The following is a 17,136-nucleotide window of genomic DNA, read 5'->3' on the forward strand; positions in this document are numbered from 1 at the left end:
GGCTTTGCGGCGGGGTTCCCCCGTCATCCCCCTGACCGGGAAACCACCACCCCATTGCAAAGCTTGGAGCCGTGGCCATCAAGAAAACTGTGCCTGCCCACGCAAAGGTTTTGATCTTGTGCATCTTTCTTACCTCCCGCCCGTAGAGAAACTGACTGAGCTTACCACAACGCCCGCGCGTGCCACGTTACGCATAAGGCGTAACCTTGGCGCAGATCCGAGAGGCGGAGGCGTCCCTCATACGATTTGTCGAGTGTCCAATCGGCTTCGCGCGGCGTTCCAATTTCAACCAGTTATCGAACGCTCCCGTTTCGGCCCGCAGGGCGGATGAGCGCACTGTTGCAACTTGTTGTGTCGCGTGATGCCTCCGCGTGTGAGCACTGCACGGAGAGTTATGAGCGCGATCTCAGCGATCCTCGGCGGATCGGGCGTTATCCCCCAAATTGGGTAATCGATCACAGACCAGTTGCCATCTGGCGCCGATGACCAGCCGAATCTGAGGAGGACGCGGCTTGTTGATGCCGACGAAGAGCGCCCCCAGCGCACTGAACTCCCGTTTTCGCGCAAGCCCGTGCTTTTCGCTTCCACTGCACTTATTGCGGCGGTCATTGGGAGGCGTTTCACCCAGGCAGAAGGGGAGGGATGCAGGTAGCTCGAATTGAGCGTCGTTGGTAGAAGGGCCGAGTCGAACGTGGCTCAGAATGCGTTTTCGTGCCACGAAATCTGGTCGAATGTGCTCCCGATTCCGCTCCACTTTGGATGACATAGCTAACTATCTTCGCGCAAATTTTCGGGCATTGGCGTCCGCATGAGCCGGACCACTGATTAGAGGGCTGGCCAATGCTCCTTTGTCAAATACGGGCATCGCCTTCATCCTCGATGAAGTCATAACGAATTTCAATTTTCTATCTCTCAAGGCAGCCAATAGGGTCTGCGCACTGGCGTAATTCCGATTTCGCATCGCACCCCGCGGCTGAATTTGGGAGGGAGAAGCTTGATGACATCTTCACGGACAAGTTCCATGCTTCTGGCATCTGGGCTCGCGATTTTGCTCTGCCCGGCCGTCGCGCAGGCTGAGGAAAGCCTGTCGATCATGAGCTTTGGCGGAGCTTATCAGGCCGCTGAGCGCCAGGCGGTGTTCGAGCCATATACCGCTCAGACCGGCATCCGCATCATCGAACAGGAGTACGGCGGCGAGATCGCGAAAATCAAGGCGATGATCGAGGCCGGCAACACCACCCTGGACGTGGTCGATGTCGATGCGCCGACCTTGCGGCAAGGCTGTGATGAAGGCATTTACGAACCTATTGACTGGGCCCTGATCGGCTCCCAGGAAGAATGGATTGAGGGAACGGCGTCGGAGTGCGGCGTAGGCAACATCGTCTATTCCACTATCCTGGCGTTCGATACCGAAAAGCTCTCCCACGGGCCGAAGACGATTGCCGATCTCTTCGACACGGCGAAATTCCCAGGCAAGCGCGGTCTCTGGAAGAACCCTGCGACCAACCTGGAATTCGCACTGCTGGCCGACGGTGTCGAAAGCGCCGACGTGTATTCCGTGCTCTCCACCAAGGAAGGCGTCGACCGTGCCTTCGCCAAGCTCGATACCATCAAGAAGGACATCCTGTGGTGGGAGGCCGGCGCGCAGGCTGCGCAACTGCTCGCCTCGGGCGAAGTGGTGATGACAACGGCATGGAACGGTCGAATCCACGACGCCAATAAGGAAGGACGTAAGTTCGCCATCGTCTGGGACAATCAGATCCTGGATTCGATGTTTTGGACAATTCCCAAGGGAGCCAAGAACATCGAGGGGTCGATGAACTTCATCAAGTTTGCGGTACAGCCCGAAATCCTTGCCGGCACCACGAAGTATATCCCCTATGGACCGGTCCGAAAGTCGGCCAGCGGTTTCGTCGCGCCGGAGGACGAGGCGAACCTGCCGACCAGCCCCGCCAATATGACCACCTCACTTTTGCTGGACAACGGTTTTTGGGGCGACCACGGCGAGGAGATCCGCCGCCGTTTCATATCCTGGCTGTCGCAGTAAAGATCGAAACGACCCGGCGATGAACATCAAAGCTCAGTCTTTCGGGCAGCCGACTGCCCGCAACATGATGAAGGGCGCGGCTGACCGGGACTTGGTTTGCTTCCAGTCCGTGCGCAAGTCCTACGACGGCATCCATTTCGTGGTGAAAGACCTCAATCTGTCGGTTCGGGAAGGTGAGTTCCTCACCATGCTCGGTCCCTCGGGATCGGGAAAGACCACGACGTTGATGATGCTGGCCGGCTTCGAAAGGCCAACGCTCGGTCGTATCCTGCTCGACGGCAAGCCCGTCGAGCAGTTGCCACCGGAGAAGCGCAATATCGGAATGGTTTTCCAAAACTATGCGCTGTTCCCGCACATGACCGTGGACGAGAACATCGCCTTCCCGTTGCGCTATCGCGGTGTCAAGGGAATGGAGGCGCGGGACCGCATTCGCAAGGCCCGATCAATGGTTCATCTGGATGCCATGGCCGATCGGAAGCCGGGTCAACTCTCGGGCGGCCAACAGCAGCGTGTCGCGCTGGCGCGTGCGCTCGTCTTCGAGCCCTCGCTGGTGCTGATGGATGAGCCGCTGGGCGCTCTCGACAAGCAGTTGCGGGAGCACATGCAGATGGAGATCAAGCAGATCCAGACCTCGCTTGGCATCACCATGGTGTATGTGACGCATGACCAATCCGAGGCGCTGACCATGTCGGACAGGATCGCGGTCTTCCATGCCGGCGTCATCCAGCAGCTCGCAGACCCGGCAACGCTATACAACGCGCCGGAAAACAACTTCGTCGCTGGTTTCATCGGCGAGAACAATGCCATCGTCTGCGACGTGCAGGAACGAGGCCCGATGACGGTCGTGAAGGCGCAGGACGGCACGCTCATGAAATGCGTTGCCCCGGATCACTGCAACGACGGCAAGGACCTGCGCCTGATGATCAGGCCCGAGAAGCTGAGGCTCGCAGGCGCGGAGCCTGAAGGTCGCTCAAATGTCTTTTCGGGCCAAATCCGCGAAGCCTTCTTTCTCGGCGATCACCTCAGGCTGAGGGTCAGCGCTCTTGGGCAAGACAATATTTCCATCCGCCTGAATGCCTCGGATGGACTTTCCTTCTACCCGGGCGACACGGTGGGGCTGGCCTGCAACGCCAATGACTGCTTGTTGCTTCGGGGGTAGGATGACTGCGGAGCTACACGACCAAATCGATGTTTTCATGGCAGTCAAACGTGCCGAACGCCCGGCGCGGCGCGCTGCTTTCGCTCTGTCCCTGCCGCTGCAGGGCTTCCTCCTGCTGTCGTTTTTCCTGCCGATCGCCTTTCTACTGGTGGCCGCCGTCGGCAACCCTGAAACGCGGCAGATCCTGCCTCGGACGCTCGGCTCGCTCGAGGGATGGAAGGGAGCTCAAATCCCCTCGGACGCAGTGTTCGAGGCTTTCGAGGAAGACCTCAAGGCAGCGCATGCAAACCGCACGGCCGCGCTGCTGGGAAAAAGGCTCAACTATGAAGTTTCCGGAAGCCGCAGCGCATTCGTCGCTGCAAGCCGCTTGGCGGCGAGCGAACTAAGCGGGTCCTTTAAGGATGCGCTGCTGGCGTCCAATCCTATGTGGGGCAGCGCCGAAATTTGGTCTGTCATCAAGCGCAATGGCACGGCCGTCACCCCCTACTATCTCCTGATGGCGATGGATCTGATCCGAAGCGCGGACGGCTCGTTGGGGTGGGCGGACGAAGACCAGGGCATTTTCCTGGCGGTGCTGGGACGGACCCTTTTGATAGGCTTGATGGTGACCGTCGGCACTCTGTTGCTGGGTTATCCGGTTGCGTATGTCCTGACACTGGCACCGCGAGGCGTCGGCAGCGTGATGCTGCTGATGGTGCTGCTTCCGCTCTGGACCTCCCTGCTCGTCAGGACGACGGCGTGGGTGGCGCTGCTGCAGACCGATGGCATCATCAACGACGTGCTGATGTTGCTGGGCCTCATCGACGAGAAGGTCCAGCTCATCTACACGCGCGTTGGTACGGTCACCGCCATGACCCACATACAGCTGCCCTTTACAATACTGCCGATCTACAGCGTCATGCGCGCGATCAATCCTTCGCATGTGCGCGCCGCGCGATCTCTCGGGGCCGGGCCGCTGAGCGCCTTCTGGCGGGTCTACGCACCGCAAACGCTTCCGGGCGTGGTGGCGGGCTGCCTGATGACCTTCATCCTGTCGCTTGGCTACTACATAACCCCGGCCCTCGTTGGAGGCGCCAACGACCAGATGGTTTCAAATCTCATCTCCATCTACATCAACCGCGAACTGAACTGGGGAATGGCTGCCGCTCTCGGTGTGGTCCTTCTCGCCGTCACGGTCGCAATCTACGTGCTGTTCTTGCGCCTTGTCGGCGCGGACAAGATCCGGCTAGGGTGAGGGTCAATCATGTGGCTTCCGACATACGCGATGCCGGCGGAGCGGTTGGGGCGCGTCTGCGTTGTCCTTTTCGCCTGCGCCGTGCTGGCTTTCCTCGTCATGCCGCTGTTCGTGGTCGTGCCGCTGTCCTTGTCCCATGATCCGTTTTTCAGCTTTCCGATCGCGCGCTATTCGTTACGCTGGTACGAGGATTTTTTCGGCAACGAACGCTGGATCAAGGCCATCGCCAACAGCATGGTGGTGGCGCTAGCAGCCACCGTATTGGCGACAGCGCTCGGCACCCTCGCTGCTTTGGGCATGTCACGTCACGATTTTCCATTCCGCAGGCTCGTCATGGCGATCCTGATTTCGCCGATGATCGTGCCGGTGGTGATCGTTGCGGTGGGCGCCTATCTGTTCTTCGGCAAGCTTGGCCTGACGGACACGAAGCTCGGGTTGATCCTGGCGCATACCGCGCTCGCCACACCCTTTGTCGTCATAACTGTCACCGCCACGCTGTCGACCTATGACACCAATCTCTCGCGGGCTGCGCGAAGCCTGGGCGCGTCACCTCTTTCGACCTTCTTTCGCGTGACGCTGCCCAATATCGCGACCGGCATGGTGTCGGGCGCAGTCTTTGCCTTCGCCACGTCGTTCGATGAAGTCGTGATCGCGCTTTTCCTGACCGGAGCCGAGCAGCGCACTTTGCCGGTGCAGATGTTCTCGGGGATCCGTGACCAGATCAATCCGACAATCATGGTCGCGGCCACCCTGTTGCTCGGGGTATCGACGCTACTGTTCGCAAGCGTGATGTTGCTGACGGCGCGCGGAAGGAAATCGCGCGCGTGACGCGGCACATCGCATTGCACCACTCAGCTGGTGGCGCGCGGCGCTGCCCGATTGTGCGCTGGGCGCACTCAGTCCTCGGCGTTGTGGCTGACGAACATGTCGGCGAAGCGTGCCGCAAAGCTCTGGGTTGCCGAGCGGGCCCGGTCGCTGACGTAAATGCCGACGACGGCATCCTCCAGACGCGGCAGGGATTTGTCGAGGCCGATCTGGCAGACCTTGTCGGACAAGACCCGCTTTGCCAGGACGCTGACGCCAAAGCCGTTCGCGATCGCGGATTCGAGACAGGACTGACTCGGGCTCGAATAGACGAGATCGAAGTTGCGCCCTTCCCGCTGCAGCGCGCCCAGCATGCTGCGACGATAGATACAGCCTTCCGGGAAGCTGACGATGCGCAGGGGGTCATCGAGCGCGACCGTGGTGCTGCTGCCCACCCAAGTCAGCGGCTCACGCCAGGTCATGAACGCCGACTCCGCCGGACCGTCCGCCGTCATCGCGACCACGATGTCGAACTGACCCTCGCGTAGCTCCTTCAGCAGGACATAGGAAAGATCGCAGACGACCTCGAAGGTGAACCCGGCCTGATCGAAAGTCAGGCCAGCCATGAGCTTGGGCATGAAATGATCCGCATAGTCGCTGGGAATGCCCAGCCGCAGCTTTCCACGCGTGTCGCGGCGGGAAATCCGCAGTACCATCTCATCGTTCAGGAGCAGAATGCGACGGGCATAGGACGCCACGACCTCCCCCTCTTCGGTGAGGTAGACGCCTCCGGCTTCCTTAATGTCGCGGCTGAAAAGCTGGATGCCGAGCAGGTCCTGCAGCCGCTTTATCTGGGAACTGATCGTGGGCTGCGTCCGACCGAGACGCTCGCCGGCGCGGGTGTAGCCGCGCACGTCGATGATGGTGACGAAAGTCCGCAAGAGATCGGTCGGAATACTCCGCATAGAAGAACCTCGGTGTTGTGACTGCAGGTAGTTGCGGCGGCCGGCCTCTTTCAGTCATGCAAACGGAACGCCGCCTAACCAGCGTCGGGTTTTAGGCGAACTCATGGTGCGGGCAAAGCGGTGGCGCGTCTGGCGCGCGGCACCGATAGTCATGCATGCCTCCTGGAGGGTCGAAGGCGCTCGACCCTTGGGCGGGCGCCTTCGGCTTCGCATCAGGCGGGAATGATGTTGTGTTCTGGTCCAAACGGGAACTTGGTGATGTTCTCGTTGCCGTTCTCCTGAAGCACCAGAATGTCGTGCTCTCGGTATCCGCCGGCCCCCTGGCTACCTTCCGGGATGGAGACCATGGGCTCCATCGAAACGACCATGTTGGGTTGCAGGATGGTGTTGACATCCTCCCGCAGCTCCACGCCTCCCTCGCGGCCGTAATAATGGCACATGACGCCGAAGGAATGCCCGTAACCGAACGACCTGTACTTCAAAAGGCCGTTCTCGCGATAAAGCTCGTTCAGCTCGGCGGCAATGTCGCCGCAGCGCGCGCCGGGCTTCAGAAGCCCGAGACCGCGGCGGTGGACCTGGCAATTGATCTCCCAGATCCTCAACTGCTCGTCGGAAGCGTGATCTAAGAACATCGTGCGCTCGAGCGCCGTGTAATAGCCCGCGATCATCGGGAAGCAGTTCATCGAAAGGATGTCGCCCTTCTGCAGCTGGCGGCTGGTGACCGGGTTGTGCGCGCCGTCGGTGTTGACGCCTGACTGGAACCAGACCCAGCTGTCCATAAGTTCGGCGTGCGGATAGACCTGCGCGATGTGACGTACCATCGCCTGGGTACCGGCCAGCGCGAGCTCATATTCGGGGACGCCTTCGGCGACCAGCGCCTTGATTGCCGCACCGCCAACGTCCGCCGTGCGGGCGCCTTCGGTGATGATGGCGATCTCCTCCGGCGATTTGATCGTGCGCATCCACATGATCGGCTGTCCGATGTCTCGGAACTCCACGTCCGGAAAAGCCTCTTGCAGAAGTGCGCGGCTCTCCAGCGTGACATGGTCGAACTCGATCCCGACCCGCTTCAGCCCCTTCAATTGTCGCTGTAGCGCGTGGAAATAGTTGTCCTTGCGCCAATCCGTATAGGTGATGTTGTCGCCAAAGGTTCTGCGCCAGGGATGGCCGGCGTCCACGCCTGCGGAAATGCTGGTCGCCTTGGTGTCCGTCACGATCAGCGCGTAGCGGCGGGCGAAGGAACAATAGATGAAGTCGGCGAAGTAATTAATGTTGTGGTACGACGTCACCAGAGCCGCATCCAGCTTCAGATCCGCCAGCATTCGACGCAGGCCATCCTGTCGACGTTTCATCTCAGTTTCGCTGAAGGTGGGGACGACCTTCTCCCCATTGTGCATTTCCTGAAGCCGGGGCAAATCGTCCGACTGTATGCCTGCATTCATTGTCCGTGTCTCCTGAGCGAGATGCTCCCATTTGGGGAGGTCGCCAGCTACTAGGCGCTGCCGAGAGGGCGGTGAAATAGAAAAAAGACATGCCTTGATAGATAGCCATGAGGGTATGTCCCTACCGACATAGTGTTCATTGGGGCGAGACAAGCTGTGCAGAATCGTGAGATCGAAATTGGAACGGGAATGGCAGGCCCTCGCGTCGCCCCGCATGGCCGGAAGACTCGGGCTGGCGTCGTGAGGGCGTTAGGACATCTGCAGAACGCTCGGTGCGGTCCCGTCATTACAACCGGCGAGACCACCAGATCGCGGCTACTTGAGGATAGTGCCGTTTGAACCATCAGCGGCATGCCGATCTCGGCAACGCAGCCCGGCGCGCTGCTCTGTCACAAGCAGATTTGCTAGGGGCGACTGAATAGGACGAACCTTCCCGAGTTGGCGAGGCAATGTCCCAGAGCACGATCGTCTCCCCTCCGGCGGACACGTCTCGACTTAGTGGGGTGCTTGTGGAAAAGGATCCCGGATCCCCCGTAGGAACCTGTTGTCAATCCGCGGTGCAAAATTGGATGCCGAAACACACGAACGGGGCAGGAAGGCCGTGGGGCGCCAAAGACAGGCGCCGTGCAATCAGACAGGGCGGCCCGGTTTGGTGCCCTTGCGCTTGTGGCTTGGCTTGCTGGCGTGCTTGAACTTGGGTTTCGCTTGCCCAAGCTGCCCGTGGTGATGCTCGCCAGCGGGCGCAATGACGATACTCCTTTCGGTACTGCCGGGACGCCTGAGCTTTTCTTTATAGGCGGCGGCCTTGTTAGCGGAGATCTCGAAGCGGGTCTCGGTGTCGTCGATCTTGATTGAGCCGACGTCGCCCTTCGCCACGCCTCCGGCCTTGCAGATCATCGGCAGCAGCCACTTCGGATCGGCTCGCTGCTTGCGTCCTAGCGAAATCGTGAACCAGACGCCACCCTCCACGGCCTGGCCGCGCGGCTCGCGAGAGAGCGCCGTGCCGCGGTCCCCCTTCAACCGCCTTTCGCGGTCGGGCTTTCGCGCCTGCATCGCGTCGATTGGAAGCGGCCAAAGTTCCTCCGGGACAGGACGAGCGGCGAGTTGCTGGCGCAGGAAGGCAGCGGCAATCCGCTCCGGCGCGGCCTGGCTCAGCAACTCGGCGACGAAAGCCGCTTCCGTTTCATCCGGATGCGGAGCGGCGAGTGCGGTGTCCAGGATGTGCTTGCGGTAGCGTGCTTCGATCTCGGCGATGCCGGGCGCCGCCCGCATGGTTGCCGACAGGTTGGCCAGCGCGAGCACACGCCGCGCAGCGCCGAGCCGGTACTCGGGAACGATCAGCACGCAGATACCCTTGCGACCGGCACGGCCGGTTCGGCCGGATCGGTGGAGCAGGGTCGCGGGGTTGCTGGGCACGTCAGCATGGACCACCAGGTCAAGGTTTGGAAGATCGATGCCGCGCGCCGCGACGTCCGTGGCCACGCAGACATGCGCGCGGCCAACACGCATGGATTGCAGCGCGTTCGATCGCTCGGATTGCGCCATCTCTCCCGACAGCGAAACCACGGAGAAGCCCCGGTTGGCGAGGCGTGCGGTCAGGTGGCGAACGGCTTCGCGCGTATGGCAGAACACCAGAGCGCTCGTGCTGTCGGATTCCAGTAGGGTGTTGATGATGGCATGTTCGCGCTCGTCACGCCGCACCAGCATCAGCTGGTACTCGATGTCGGCGTGCTGCGCGGTTGATACCGTTGCCGCGATCCGCAACGCGTTTCGCTGGAAGGTCTTGGCAAGTTCGGCAATGCCGCGCGGCACTGTAGCCGAGAACAGCAGCGTCCGACGCTGTTCCGGTGTGACCCCGAGGATGAATTCTAGGTCTTCGCGGAAGCCTAGGTCCAGCATCTCATCGGCTTCATCGAGCACGACGGTGCGCAGCGCGCTAAGGTCAAGCACTCCCTTGGTGATGTGGTCGCGCAGCCGTCCCGGCGTACCGACCACCAGATGCGCACCACGCTCCAGGGCACGGCGTTCGTTTCGCATGTCCATGCCGCCAACGCAGGTCGCGGTTCGGATCTGCGCAGCTGCGTAGAGCCAGTCAAGTTCCCGCTGGACCTGGATGGCGAGTTCGCGGGTGGGTGCAATGACCAGGCCGAGCGGCTGGCCGGGCGCGCCGAAACGCTCGGCCTCTCCAAGTAGCGCCGACGCGATCGCAATTCCGAAGGCCACCGTCTTCCCCGAGCCGGTTTGCGCCGAAACCAGCAGGTCGGCTTCGCCGTACCCGCCATTCGCCATCTCCAGCTGGACTGGCGTCAGCTGGCTATAGCCTTTGGCCGCGAGCGCGGAAGCCAGGGCGGGATGTATATTGGCCGGCAAGAGTAAATTGTCTGCGTGGGCATTCAGCGTCATGGTCGTCACAATCCCTGTGAGCGGGCCGCATACCAGCTAATCTTCGTTTTGGGCATCAATTTTTGGAGAGGCGCGCCGGTGTCCGGCTCCCTCATCCTGAAGGTACTCTACGCTACGCCCCGCCGATGTGGAGGGATGGGTGGACTGCCCATCTCAAGGTCGTCGCGAGAAAGCGTCGAAGATGATTTTTGTTCAGGCCGGCTGACGCGGCGGTCGGGAAAACAATACAGCATGGCTCAATGCCAATTTCCTAAGCTCTGCATTGGCGCGACGTCATCAACGCGCAAACGGTGCGCCCTTGTCATCACAGGCTGGGTTTGATTTACGCGACGATACCGCGTCCGATTCTATGGCCATTGACAGGCGAAGTCCTCCTGCCAGCATAGATTGCCTGCCATGGTAAGGCCGATTCCGATGTACTCGCCGAGGAACAACAGTGGTCAGCGCGCGTTGTCGGATCATGTTCCGTCACCGTTTTCCTGAGCCTGTATGTGTTCGAACTGGCGATCCAATCGCTTCAGTCCGTGTGGTGTTCTCGGCCGAGCAGGCGCTCGATTTCCTCCTCGGAAGCTGGCCGGTGAAGCCGGACCACGAGGCGCGAGAAGCAATCGCGATGTGCGGCAGGGTAGTTTCCGCTCGGATGCCGCCGGAGCAGGGTCTTCGGTTCTTTAAAGAGGCTGCAGCGGCAGCGGGAATCCTATACACCTTACGTTCGAAGGGCAGCAATCGACGCTTGGCATTTCGTTGATCTGGTTCACCGGTCGGAAGAGATGCCGCAAACAGCGAAATAGCAGTCGACCAAGAGCGTCCAGCAAGACGCCAGTCGCAAGACTGATGAGGATCGGCCCGACCTTCGCTTGCGGAGCCACATCCAAAGCTGAATCCGCCAGTGCTCTGTCGGGCAGGAGCCAATCGTAGCTGCGCTAGAGCAGAGCCACTCCATAAAGGCGAAGTCCAGTCGTACCATACGCTCCTTCCACCGCTATCGCCCAAAGTTCTGCTTGCCGCCGATTGATGTCGCAAATGGAAGCAGCGCCAGCCAGGCTGAGAAGTCACGGCGCTTGGCAAAGGTCTCGGGCTCAGGAGGTTGCATTCAGCCGCGCCAGAAGCCACAAACGGCTCCCCGGGGCTTGAACTCAGTGAAGGAAGCGACAGCGGGGCGCGCGGTGCCGCAAGGCCGCGCAGGCGAACGCGATAGAACCCAGCCACACGTCCAGGTCCATCGGAGGGGCGGGATTGGCCGCCTCACATCAAAAATGAGATGTTCTCTACCTTGGATTGGTAGTACAAAGGATTTAGACCTTTTTGACCAATACTGATGCTTTCGCGCTGGGTGGGAGGCGAGGACCATGATCGGAGCGGATGCCTACGGATTCATCGAGAGATGCCGCAGCCACGGCAGCTCCGCGGCGCTTTTGAAGGACCTGCTGGCGAGCGCCAAATCTCTCGGCTTTGAGCATCTCATCCTGTCGGGCGTGCCTGTGGGCGGGCAGAAGCTCGCGCCTATGGTCGAATTGATGGGCTGGCCAAAGGGGTGGTTCGAGCGATATTGCGAGAAGGAACACGCCAAGTCCGACGCCGTATGCATCTATTCGGCCAAGTCACGCTTACCCTTCGAGTGGCATGAGATACCGGAACGCTGGTCCGGCACACCCGAAAACAGGCTGGTGCAGGACGAAGCGACCGAGTTCGGTATCCGCAGCGGGTTCGCGGTTCCCATGCACTCCTACAGCCATTGGCAATCTGTCGTGTCGTTCGCATCCGGACGGCCCCGCTGCTATATGTCCGAGCATGAACAGTCCTTGCTTGTCACGATGGCGATTTACGCCGGAATGTCGATCGAAGCGCTTTCGCATGGCGAAATCGAGGATGATCCTCTTACGGACCGTCAAAGGGAAGTGTTGCTATGGGCTGCCGAAGGCAAGTCCGCCTGGGACACCTCCGTCATCCTGGGTATAAGCGAGGCAACCGTGCGCAAGCACGAAAAGAAGGCGCGTGAGGTATTGGGTACTGCGACCACCATGCAGGCGGTCGTGGAAGCGATCCGGAGAAGAATTATCCGTCCATAAGCCTGTCAAGGTATCGACCTTGATACCTGACAATCGTGTGGCTCATTGCCATCATCGGCTCACTGTTCGGGTGAGCTGATCATGATACGGGCGCATATCGTAACTTCGCGCAACAAGGCGCTATACGAAAACGAATTCGACGAGTTCCTGCGCCGTCGCCACGATGCATTCGTGCGTCAAAAGCATTGGCGCCCTGAAAGCCCAGACGGGCGCGAGATCGATCAGTTCGACACGGATGCGGCAACCTACATTCTGGGTATGCAGGATGGCCATGTGATCACCTCGGCGCGGCTGATCCCGACCAGCGAGCCGCATCTGGTGTCGGAAGTCTTTCCCGACATGTGCGAACTCACAGGCGTGCCACGGCGTCCGGACTATGCGGAATGGACGCGAACCTATGTCTATGGAGATGCGGCGGATCGCGGCGTCAGGGGAACGATCACTCAGCTCTCCTGTGCCGTAATGGAATATGCGCTTGAGGAAGCTCTATCTGCGGTTGGAGGCATCCAGAAGACCTACTTCATGACCCATCATGGTCGACTGAGATGGAATGTACGGCCATGCGGGCTGGCGAAGGTGGTCGACGGCGAGTGGTGCATCGTTGCCTACACCGATGTCGTCGAAGAGGCTTTGGCAAGCGTGCGCCGCTTGCTTGGCATCGATTATTCGCTGCTGGTCCGCCGTGGCGAGCAAAAGCCGTTCATTGTCGACAGACTAGCAATCTGACCTGCGGGCTGTGTGATGTATAAATCTTCGCGTCCTCCCAAGACGCTTTTTCTTCCCGAGAGGCTCTCGAAGAGCCAGTTGGAGACCGCAGCCTGCCTGCTGACCCTTGCAGGCAGGCTGGTTCCGTCGGTAAAAAAGGACAAGCTGCATTCTCTTGCCTGCATGCTGCGCATGGCAGCGGAAAGCATCACGGAACAGGAAGCGATCGAGCTCGAGGCAAGCGAGCCGATTTTAGACGGCACTGGCTCGCCGGCGCCGGATGCCGAGATCGAAGAGAGGCCGCGCATCCATAGCGGATATATGCATTAGCTTCCTGTCGTGCCGGGTGGGTATGGGGCCGCCACAGATGACCGCGCGCGGGCGGCGTTAACCCATAGACCAAACCGCCGGTGGCTGACACGGGCCTCACGAACAACAAACCCAGGCTGCCGCGCCGCTTTTGGTGATATGCGTCGCGGGCAGACAGGAATTCCAGCTTGATCAGCGCCCAGTCGCGACTCTGGTTGTTGACCACCCCTACCTCGCCAAACGGCACCGTAAAGATGGCCCGCGTGGATGGCGCAGCTTTACCGAGCGGATAGAGATAGCCTCGACCGTGCCCTTCGCCTGGCCCGTCTCGATGTACTCGCCGATGCGAAACCCATCGTCTCACAAGAAAAAGATCCCTGAAATGATATGCTTGACGAGCGCCTGCGATCCAAAGCCGAGGGCCACGCCGAATATGCTGGCTCCCGCGAGAAGCGGCCCTATGTTCACGCCGAGCAAGCCAGGATGATCATGCCGGTCGCGGCGATGATGAAGGCGTTAAACCGCCCGAACCAGCGGCACGAAGGTTTGGTCACGGGTGGCCGGCTGCCCGCCCGCACCGGCATTCTCTCTCGATGCCAGAACCTCCAAGACAGTACCTGCCAGCTGGCAGAACAAAAGGCCGAGAGCCACGGCGATGCCGACGTCGATAAAGATGCGAACGGCTCGTTGACCAAAGGTCTCCGACGCCGCCGTCTCGCGACCGTTCGATGATCCGGGGGAGGAAACTTAGCAATCTGACGAAGTTTTTCCTTGCGTTCCATGGCAAAGCCGGAGATAGTTAGCGATATGGCTAAGCATGATCCCGATATCTCATTACTCTTCCATGCTCTGGCCGACCCGACCCGTCGGTCAATTCTGAGCAGGCTGGCTGAGAGGCCCGCGCGGGTGACGACATTGGCAGGCCCCACGGGCCTGCGGTTGCCCACGGTGATGCGGCACCTATCAGTGCTGGAAGAGGCAGGGTTGATCGCCACGTCCAAGGACGGGCGGATACGCACCTGCGCCATCGTGCCGGAGGCGCTGGAGCCGGTGCGCACATGGCTCGATGAACAGCGGGCTCTTTGGGAAGCACGGCTCGACCGGTTGGACGCCTATGTGATGAATGTGATGAAGGAACGCGCAGAATGACATCGAACCCGCATTCGAGCAGCACAATCCATGCCGCGGCTGATGATAGGCCAGACCGCTTTGCGACGCTGACCTTCGAACGGGAAATGGCCGCGCCGTTATCCGTGTTATGGCAGGCCTGGACGGCGCCGGCCGCGCGGGCAGTCTGGGCCGCGCCCACGCCCGACGTCACGGTGAAGTTTTTGGAGGCTGACACCAAAGTGGGTGGACGCGAGGTCTCGGTCTGCAAGGTAGAAGGCCAACCAGACATTCGCTGCGAAGGAGGCTGGCTGGAGTTGCAGCCAGCGGTATGCAGCGTGAACTACGAAGTGATCTCCTCCGAGGGCGTGAACCAATCGGCTGCGCTGGTGACGGCGGATTTCTTAGGTACGGGCGAGCGCAGCCGGATAGTGGTGACGGTGCAGCTTTCCTCGCTGACCGATGACATGGAGGCGGGCTACCGACAGGGCTTCAGCGCAGGATTGGACAACCTCGCGGGCGCGGCGGAGCGGACCATGGTGCTGCAGCGGGTAATCCAGGCGCCTCGGAACTTGGTGTGGGGAGCGTGGATGAACCCGGAGACGCTGCCGCGATGGTGGGGGCCGGACGGGTTTTCCTGCCGAACGAAGAGGATTGACCTGCGAGCGGACGGGGAATGGGTATTCGACATGATCGCGCCCGATGGCACGGTCTTCCCGAACCACCATCTCTATGCCGAGGTCCGCCCCGAGGAGAGGATCGGCTATACGCTGCTATGGGGCGAGAACGGGCCGAAACATGCCGATGCCTGGGCCTCGTTCGAGGATCAGGATGGAGCGACCAAGGTAACGCTGGGCATGGTATTCAGCACGGCTGCCGAGTTTCAGGAGGCGAAGGGCTTCGGGGCAATGGAATTGGGGCTGCAGACCCTCGGCAAGTTGGGGCGCTTCGTCGCGTCGCAATAGGGCCGGGTTGCCACCTATCCCGAGCTGCGCCTCGCGCATGCGCAGGCATAGCCGAGCGTCAGCGGTATCCTGGTATCCTGGCGTCGTTTTCGTCGTTGATAACCACGAGCAGTTGCTCAACCCCCTTCCGCCCGATTGGCGCCACGACCCCGAACTCGGATAGGTGTGCCCGGAACGCGTTCAATCTGTTTCTGCTGGCAGCATCAACCGGACCCGGTAAAGCATCATGACATTTTTGCTGCTCGGGAGGCTTCACCGGCACAAAGTGCATGGTCGGCCGTGTTACCGCCTCGCAGATGGCCTCTGCATCTGACGCTCGCGCGCCCTATTAGCGATGACCTCGCGGTCTTTGGGCGGTGCTTTGGTTTCCAGAGCGTGCAAGAGCTTGTGCACAGATCGTTCGATTTCCTCCACCGCGTCATAAAACGCGGCTTCATTTGCTTGTGAGGGCCGAGTGGATCCAGAGATCTTGCGCACGAACTGCAGGGCCGCGTCGTGCATCTCGTTCTTGGTCGCTGCCGGTTCGAAGTTAAACAGCGGCTTAATGTTGCGGCACATGGTGTCCTCCTCCGCTGGTCGTGCAGTGTTGCACTAGGCCCCGGCCGATGCAACACAGGACGCCAAAGGGTGCCGCTTAACCGGCATGTCCGCCTAGCGCTGCATCTCGGACGTTAAAGATGTGCTGGCTAACGTCCGAAAGTCGACATTGATTATGGCGTATCCGAAGGCCAGCCGAGGTGAGATTCGTATTGCCTCATCCCGGGATGTTCCCGAACGCGATTTTTTGTTGCCTCATGATAATGTTCCTGAGCGAGGCGTATCTTGTGTCTCGGTCAGTTCGGGATGGCCACTGACGCGCGGAGCCATCACATTGCGCAGGGCGTTAGTGGCCATCCTATCGGCGCCTTTCATTTCGGCGTCGCCAAACACCAGGGCCTTAGCCATGTCGCTGCGCCAGGTCTTGACCCGCCGCTGCACGGTTCGCAGCAACCTGTCGGGATAGGATCCAACCCACCGAATATGCCCGAGAGTTCATCCTTGACCGTCTGGGGCGATGTCGGGATCCGCCAGCACGATACCGCTTCGTGACCTGCGCGCCGTCGCGGCGCTTCTCCCTCAATTTGAACGAGGGCTGGAAGAAGTTCACGAAGAGGCGCATGCTTCGGTAGAACCGGCTCAACTCTCGGGCGGGCGGCGATGCCGGCGTAGTGTCGATATCCAATCATCCGACGCACGGTCGCTCCGTTCGTCTGCTCGACATGTGCCTGGTCGTTCTTCCGATAGGGCCGGCAACGCGTGAACTCCACCTCTGCACCAAAGGCTGGGTGCCGCGCCACGCGGCAACAGCAGCGCCGACCCGGACGGCCGCACCCGTAAGGGCCGTTATGTGGGAACTTGCGAGCAAGGTTTCGATTCGTGAGGCATCGGCCCGCGCCTGATCCTGGATCGCCGTAAGGCCGGTAATTTTCTCGCGATTAGCTGGTCTGCCGCGCTAGCGATAAGGTCGCGATTGTTCAGGTCGACAGTCCGGTAAGCGTCAATCGCCGCTCGTCCCTTGATCTCACCCATTGGCTGGCGAAGGATTTCGACTGCGTGATTCATTGGGCGCGCGATGCCAAACTTTCTAGTCGATTCTCAAATCGTTCATCCGCCTCGATCTGGATTCGGTTAGTCCTCCGATCTTCCGAAGGCTGGGAGCCGGACGGAGACGGAAACGATCGCGACTTCGTCCTCTCGCAAACTATCGCGGATAGCGCGGCTTTTCCGGTCTGTCACTGTTGGTAATGACGGTCAGGACCTAAGCCCGTAGTGGATAGACTGAAAGGCAATCTTGCCGTTCACGATCACGAAGCTGTCAGCCCCTTCGACCGCGTCGAACCTTGCTGAGGTAGCAGACCAAATCAGGAGAGCGTATGGCCCGTCCACC

At 60.5% G+C, this 17,136-nt stretch carries 16 protein-coding genes and 2 pseudogenes; 11 read left to right on the plus strand and 7 right to left on the minus strand.

Going from position 1 to position 17,136, the window contains the following annotated elements; genetic code table 11:
- Nucleotides 1–1,021: 1,021 nt before the first annotated feature.
- From ACLKMW_RS21585 to ACLKMW_RS21600, 4 genes are read left to right on the plus strand one after another with little or no spacing between them, the layout of a single operon-like run.
- Nucleotides 1,022–2,047, plus strand: coding sequence for an ABC transporter substrate-binding protein (locus tag ACLKMW_RS21585; RefSeq protein ID WP_415726591.1), 1,026 nt, complete (start codon nucleotides 1,022–1,024; stop codon nucleotides 2,045–2,047).
- 19 nt (nucleotides 2,048–2,066) lie between these two features.
- Nucleotides 2,067–3,206: an ABC transporter ATP-binding protein gene (locus ACLKMW_RS21590; protein WP_415726592.1), complete on the plus strand. Its 1,140-nt coding sequence runs from the start codon at nucleotides 2,067–2,069 to the stop codon at nucleotides 3,204–3,206.
- A 37-nt stretch (nucleotides 3,207–3,243) separates the two neighbouring features.
- Nucleotides 3,244–4,440: an ABC transporter permease gene (locus ACLKMW_RS21595; protein ID WP_415726593.1), complete on the plus strand. Its 1,197-nt coding sequence runs from the start codon at nucleotides 3,244–3,246 to the stop codon at nucleotides 4,438–4,440.
- Between the two features lie 9 nt (nucleotides 4,441–4,449).
- A complete protein-coding gene (locus ACLKMW_RS21600) occupies nucleotides 4,450–5,268 on the plus strand; it encodes an ABC transporter permease (RefSeq protein ID WP_415726594.1) in 819 nt (272 codons plus the stop codon).
- A gap of 68 nt (nucleotides 5,269–5,336) precedes the next feature.
- On the opposite strand, the gene ACLKMW_RS21605 is transcribed toward ACLKMW_RS21600, so the two are convergent.
- The 3 genes from ACLKMW_RS21605 to ACLKMW_RS21615 form a co-directional block, all read right to left on the minus strand.
- Nucleotides 5,337–6,209, minus strand: coding sequence for a LysR family transcriptional regulator (locus tag ACLKMW_RS21605; RefSeq protein WP_415726596.1), 873 nt, complete (start codon nucleotides 6,207–6,209; stop codon nucleotides 5,337–5,339).
- 212 nt (nucleotides 6,210–6,421) lie between these two features.
- Nucleotides 6,422–7,651 carry an aminopeptidase P family protein gene (locus ACLKMW_RS21610; RefSeq protein WP_415726597.1) on the minus strand — a complete coding sequence of 410 codons (1,230 nt, stop codon included), beginning with the start codon at nucleotides 7,649–7,651 and terminating at the stop codon, nucleotides 6,422–6,424.
- Between the two features lie 630 nt (nucleotides 7,652–8,281).
- Nucleotides 8,282–10,054, minus strand: a complete 1,773-nt coding sequence (locus ACLKMW_RS21615; protein ID WP_415726598.1) for a DEAD/DEAH box helicase — start codon at nucleotides 10,052–10,054, stop codon at nucleotides 8,282–8,284.
- 460 nt (nucleotides 10,055–10,514) lie between these two features.
- On the opposite strand from ACLKMW_RS21615, the gene ACLKMW_RS21620 reads away from it, so the two are divergent.
- The 4 genes from ACLKMW_RS21620 (at nucleotide 10,515) to ACLKMW_RS21635 (ending at nucleotide 13,158) form a co-directional block, all read left to right on the plus strand.
- Nucleotides 10,515–10,802, plus strand: coding sequence for a DUF982 domain-containing protein (locus ACLKMW_RS21620; protein WP_415726607.1), 288 nt, complete (start codon nucleotides 10,515–10,517; stop codon nucleotides 10,800–10,802).
- A 601-nt stretch (nucleotides 10,803–11,403) separates the two neighbouring features.
- Entirely contained in the window at nucleotides 11,404–12,123 is a 720-nt protein-coding gene (locus ACLKMW_RS21625) for a helix-turn-helix transcriptional regulator (RefSeq protein WP_415726599.1), read from the plus strand.
- An 81-nt stretch (nucleotides 12,124–12,204) separates the two neighbouring features.
- Nucleotides 12,205–12,849 (plus strand): acyl-homoserine-lactone synthase, encoded by a 645-nt coding sequence (locus ACLKMW_RS21630; protein WP_415726600.1) that lies wholly within the window; start codon nucleotides 12,205–12,207, stop codon nucleotides 12,847–12,849.
- Between the two features lie 15 nt (nucleotides 12,850–12,864).
- The gene (locus ACLKMW_RS21635) at nucleotides 12,865–13,158 is read left to right on the plus strand and encodes a hypothetical protein (RefSeq protein ID WP_415726608.1); all 294 of its coding nucleotides are present in this window, start codon (nucleotides 12,865–12,867) and stop codon (nucleotides 13,156–13,158) included.
- Nucleotides 13,159–13,321: 163 nt separating this feature from the next.
- Here ACLKMW_RS21635 and ACLKMW_RS21640 read toward each other — a convergent pair.
- Nucleotides 13,322–13,611 (minus strand): annotated as a pseudogene (locus ACLKMW_RS21640) (mechanosensitive ion channel family protein); the annotation flags it as partial.
- Here ACLKMW_RS21640 and ACLKMW_RS21645 point away from each other — a divergent pair.
- The 3 genes from ACLKMW_RS21645 to ACLKMW_RS21655 all read left to right on the plus strand — a co-directional run bounded on the left by ACLKMW_RS21645 (nucleotide 13,525) and on the right by ACLKMW_RS21655 (nucleotide 15,209).
- The gene (locus tag ACLKMW_RS21645) at nucleotides 13,525–13,869 is read left to right on the plus strand and encodes a hypothetical protein (protein ID WP_415726609.1); all 345 of its coding nucleotides are present in this window, start codon (nucleotides 13,525–13,527) and stop codon (nucleotides 13,867–13,869) included. The pseudogene ACLKMW_RS21640 and the gene ACLKMW_RS21645 overlap by 87 nt on opposite strands.
- 75 nt (nucleotides 13,870–13,944) lie before the next feature.
- Entirely contained in the window at nucleotides 13,945–14,286 is a 342-nt protein-coding gene (locus ACLKMW_RS21650) for an ArsR/SmtB family transcription factor (protein ID WP_415726601.1), read from the plus strand.
- Nucleotides 14,283–15,209, plus strand: coding sequence for an SRPBCC family protein (locus tag ACLKMW_RS21655; protein WP_415726602.1), 927 nt, complete (start codon nucleotides 14,283–14,285; stop codon nucleotides 15,207–15,209). The genes ACLKMW_RS21650 and ACLKMW_RS21655 overlap by 4 nt, the downstream gene beginning before the upstream one ends.
- A gap of 282 nt (nucleotides 15,210–15,491) precedes the next feature.
- Here ACLKMW_RS21655 and ACLKMW_RS21660 read toward each other — a convergent pair whose 3' ends face one another.
- From ACLKMW_RS21660 to ACLKMW_RS21670, 3 genes and pseudogenes are all read right to left on the minus strand, one after another.
- Nucleotides 15,492–15,767, minus strand: coding sequence for a DUF2277 domain-containing protein (locus tag ACLKMW_RS21660; RefSeq protein ID WP_415726603.1), 276 nt, complete (start codon nucleotides 15,765–15,767; stop codon nucleotides 15,492–15,494).
- Nucleotides 15,768–16,001: 234 nt separating this feature from the next.
- Nucleotides 16,002–16,154 carry a hypothetical protein gene (locus tag ACLKMW_RS21665; protein WP_415726605.1) on the minus strand — a complete coding sequence of 51 codons (153 nt, stop codon included), beginning with the start codon at nucleotides 16,152–16,154 and terminating at the stop codon, nucleotides 16,002–16,004.
- A gap of 106 nt (nucleotides 16,155–16,260) precedes the next feature.
- A pseudogene (locus tag ACLKMW_RS21670) lies at nucleotides 16,261–16,522 on the minus strand (ISNCY family transposase); the annotation flags it as partial.
- Nucleotides 16,523–17,136 lie beyond the last annotated feature (614 nt).

Origin of the sequence: Borborobacter xinjiangensis, assembly GCF_047739745.1 — a bacterium.
Classification (GTDB): Bacteria; Pseudomonadota; Alphaproteobacteria; order Rhizobiales; family Rhizobiaceae; genus Pseudaminobacter.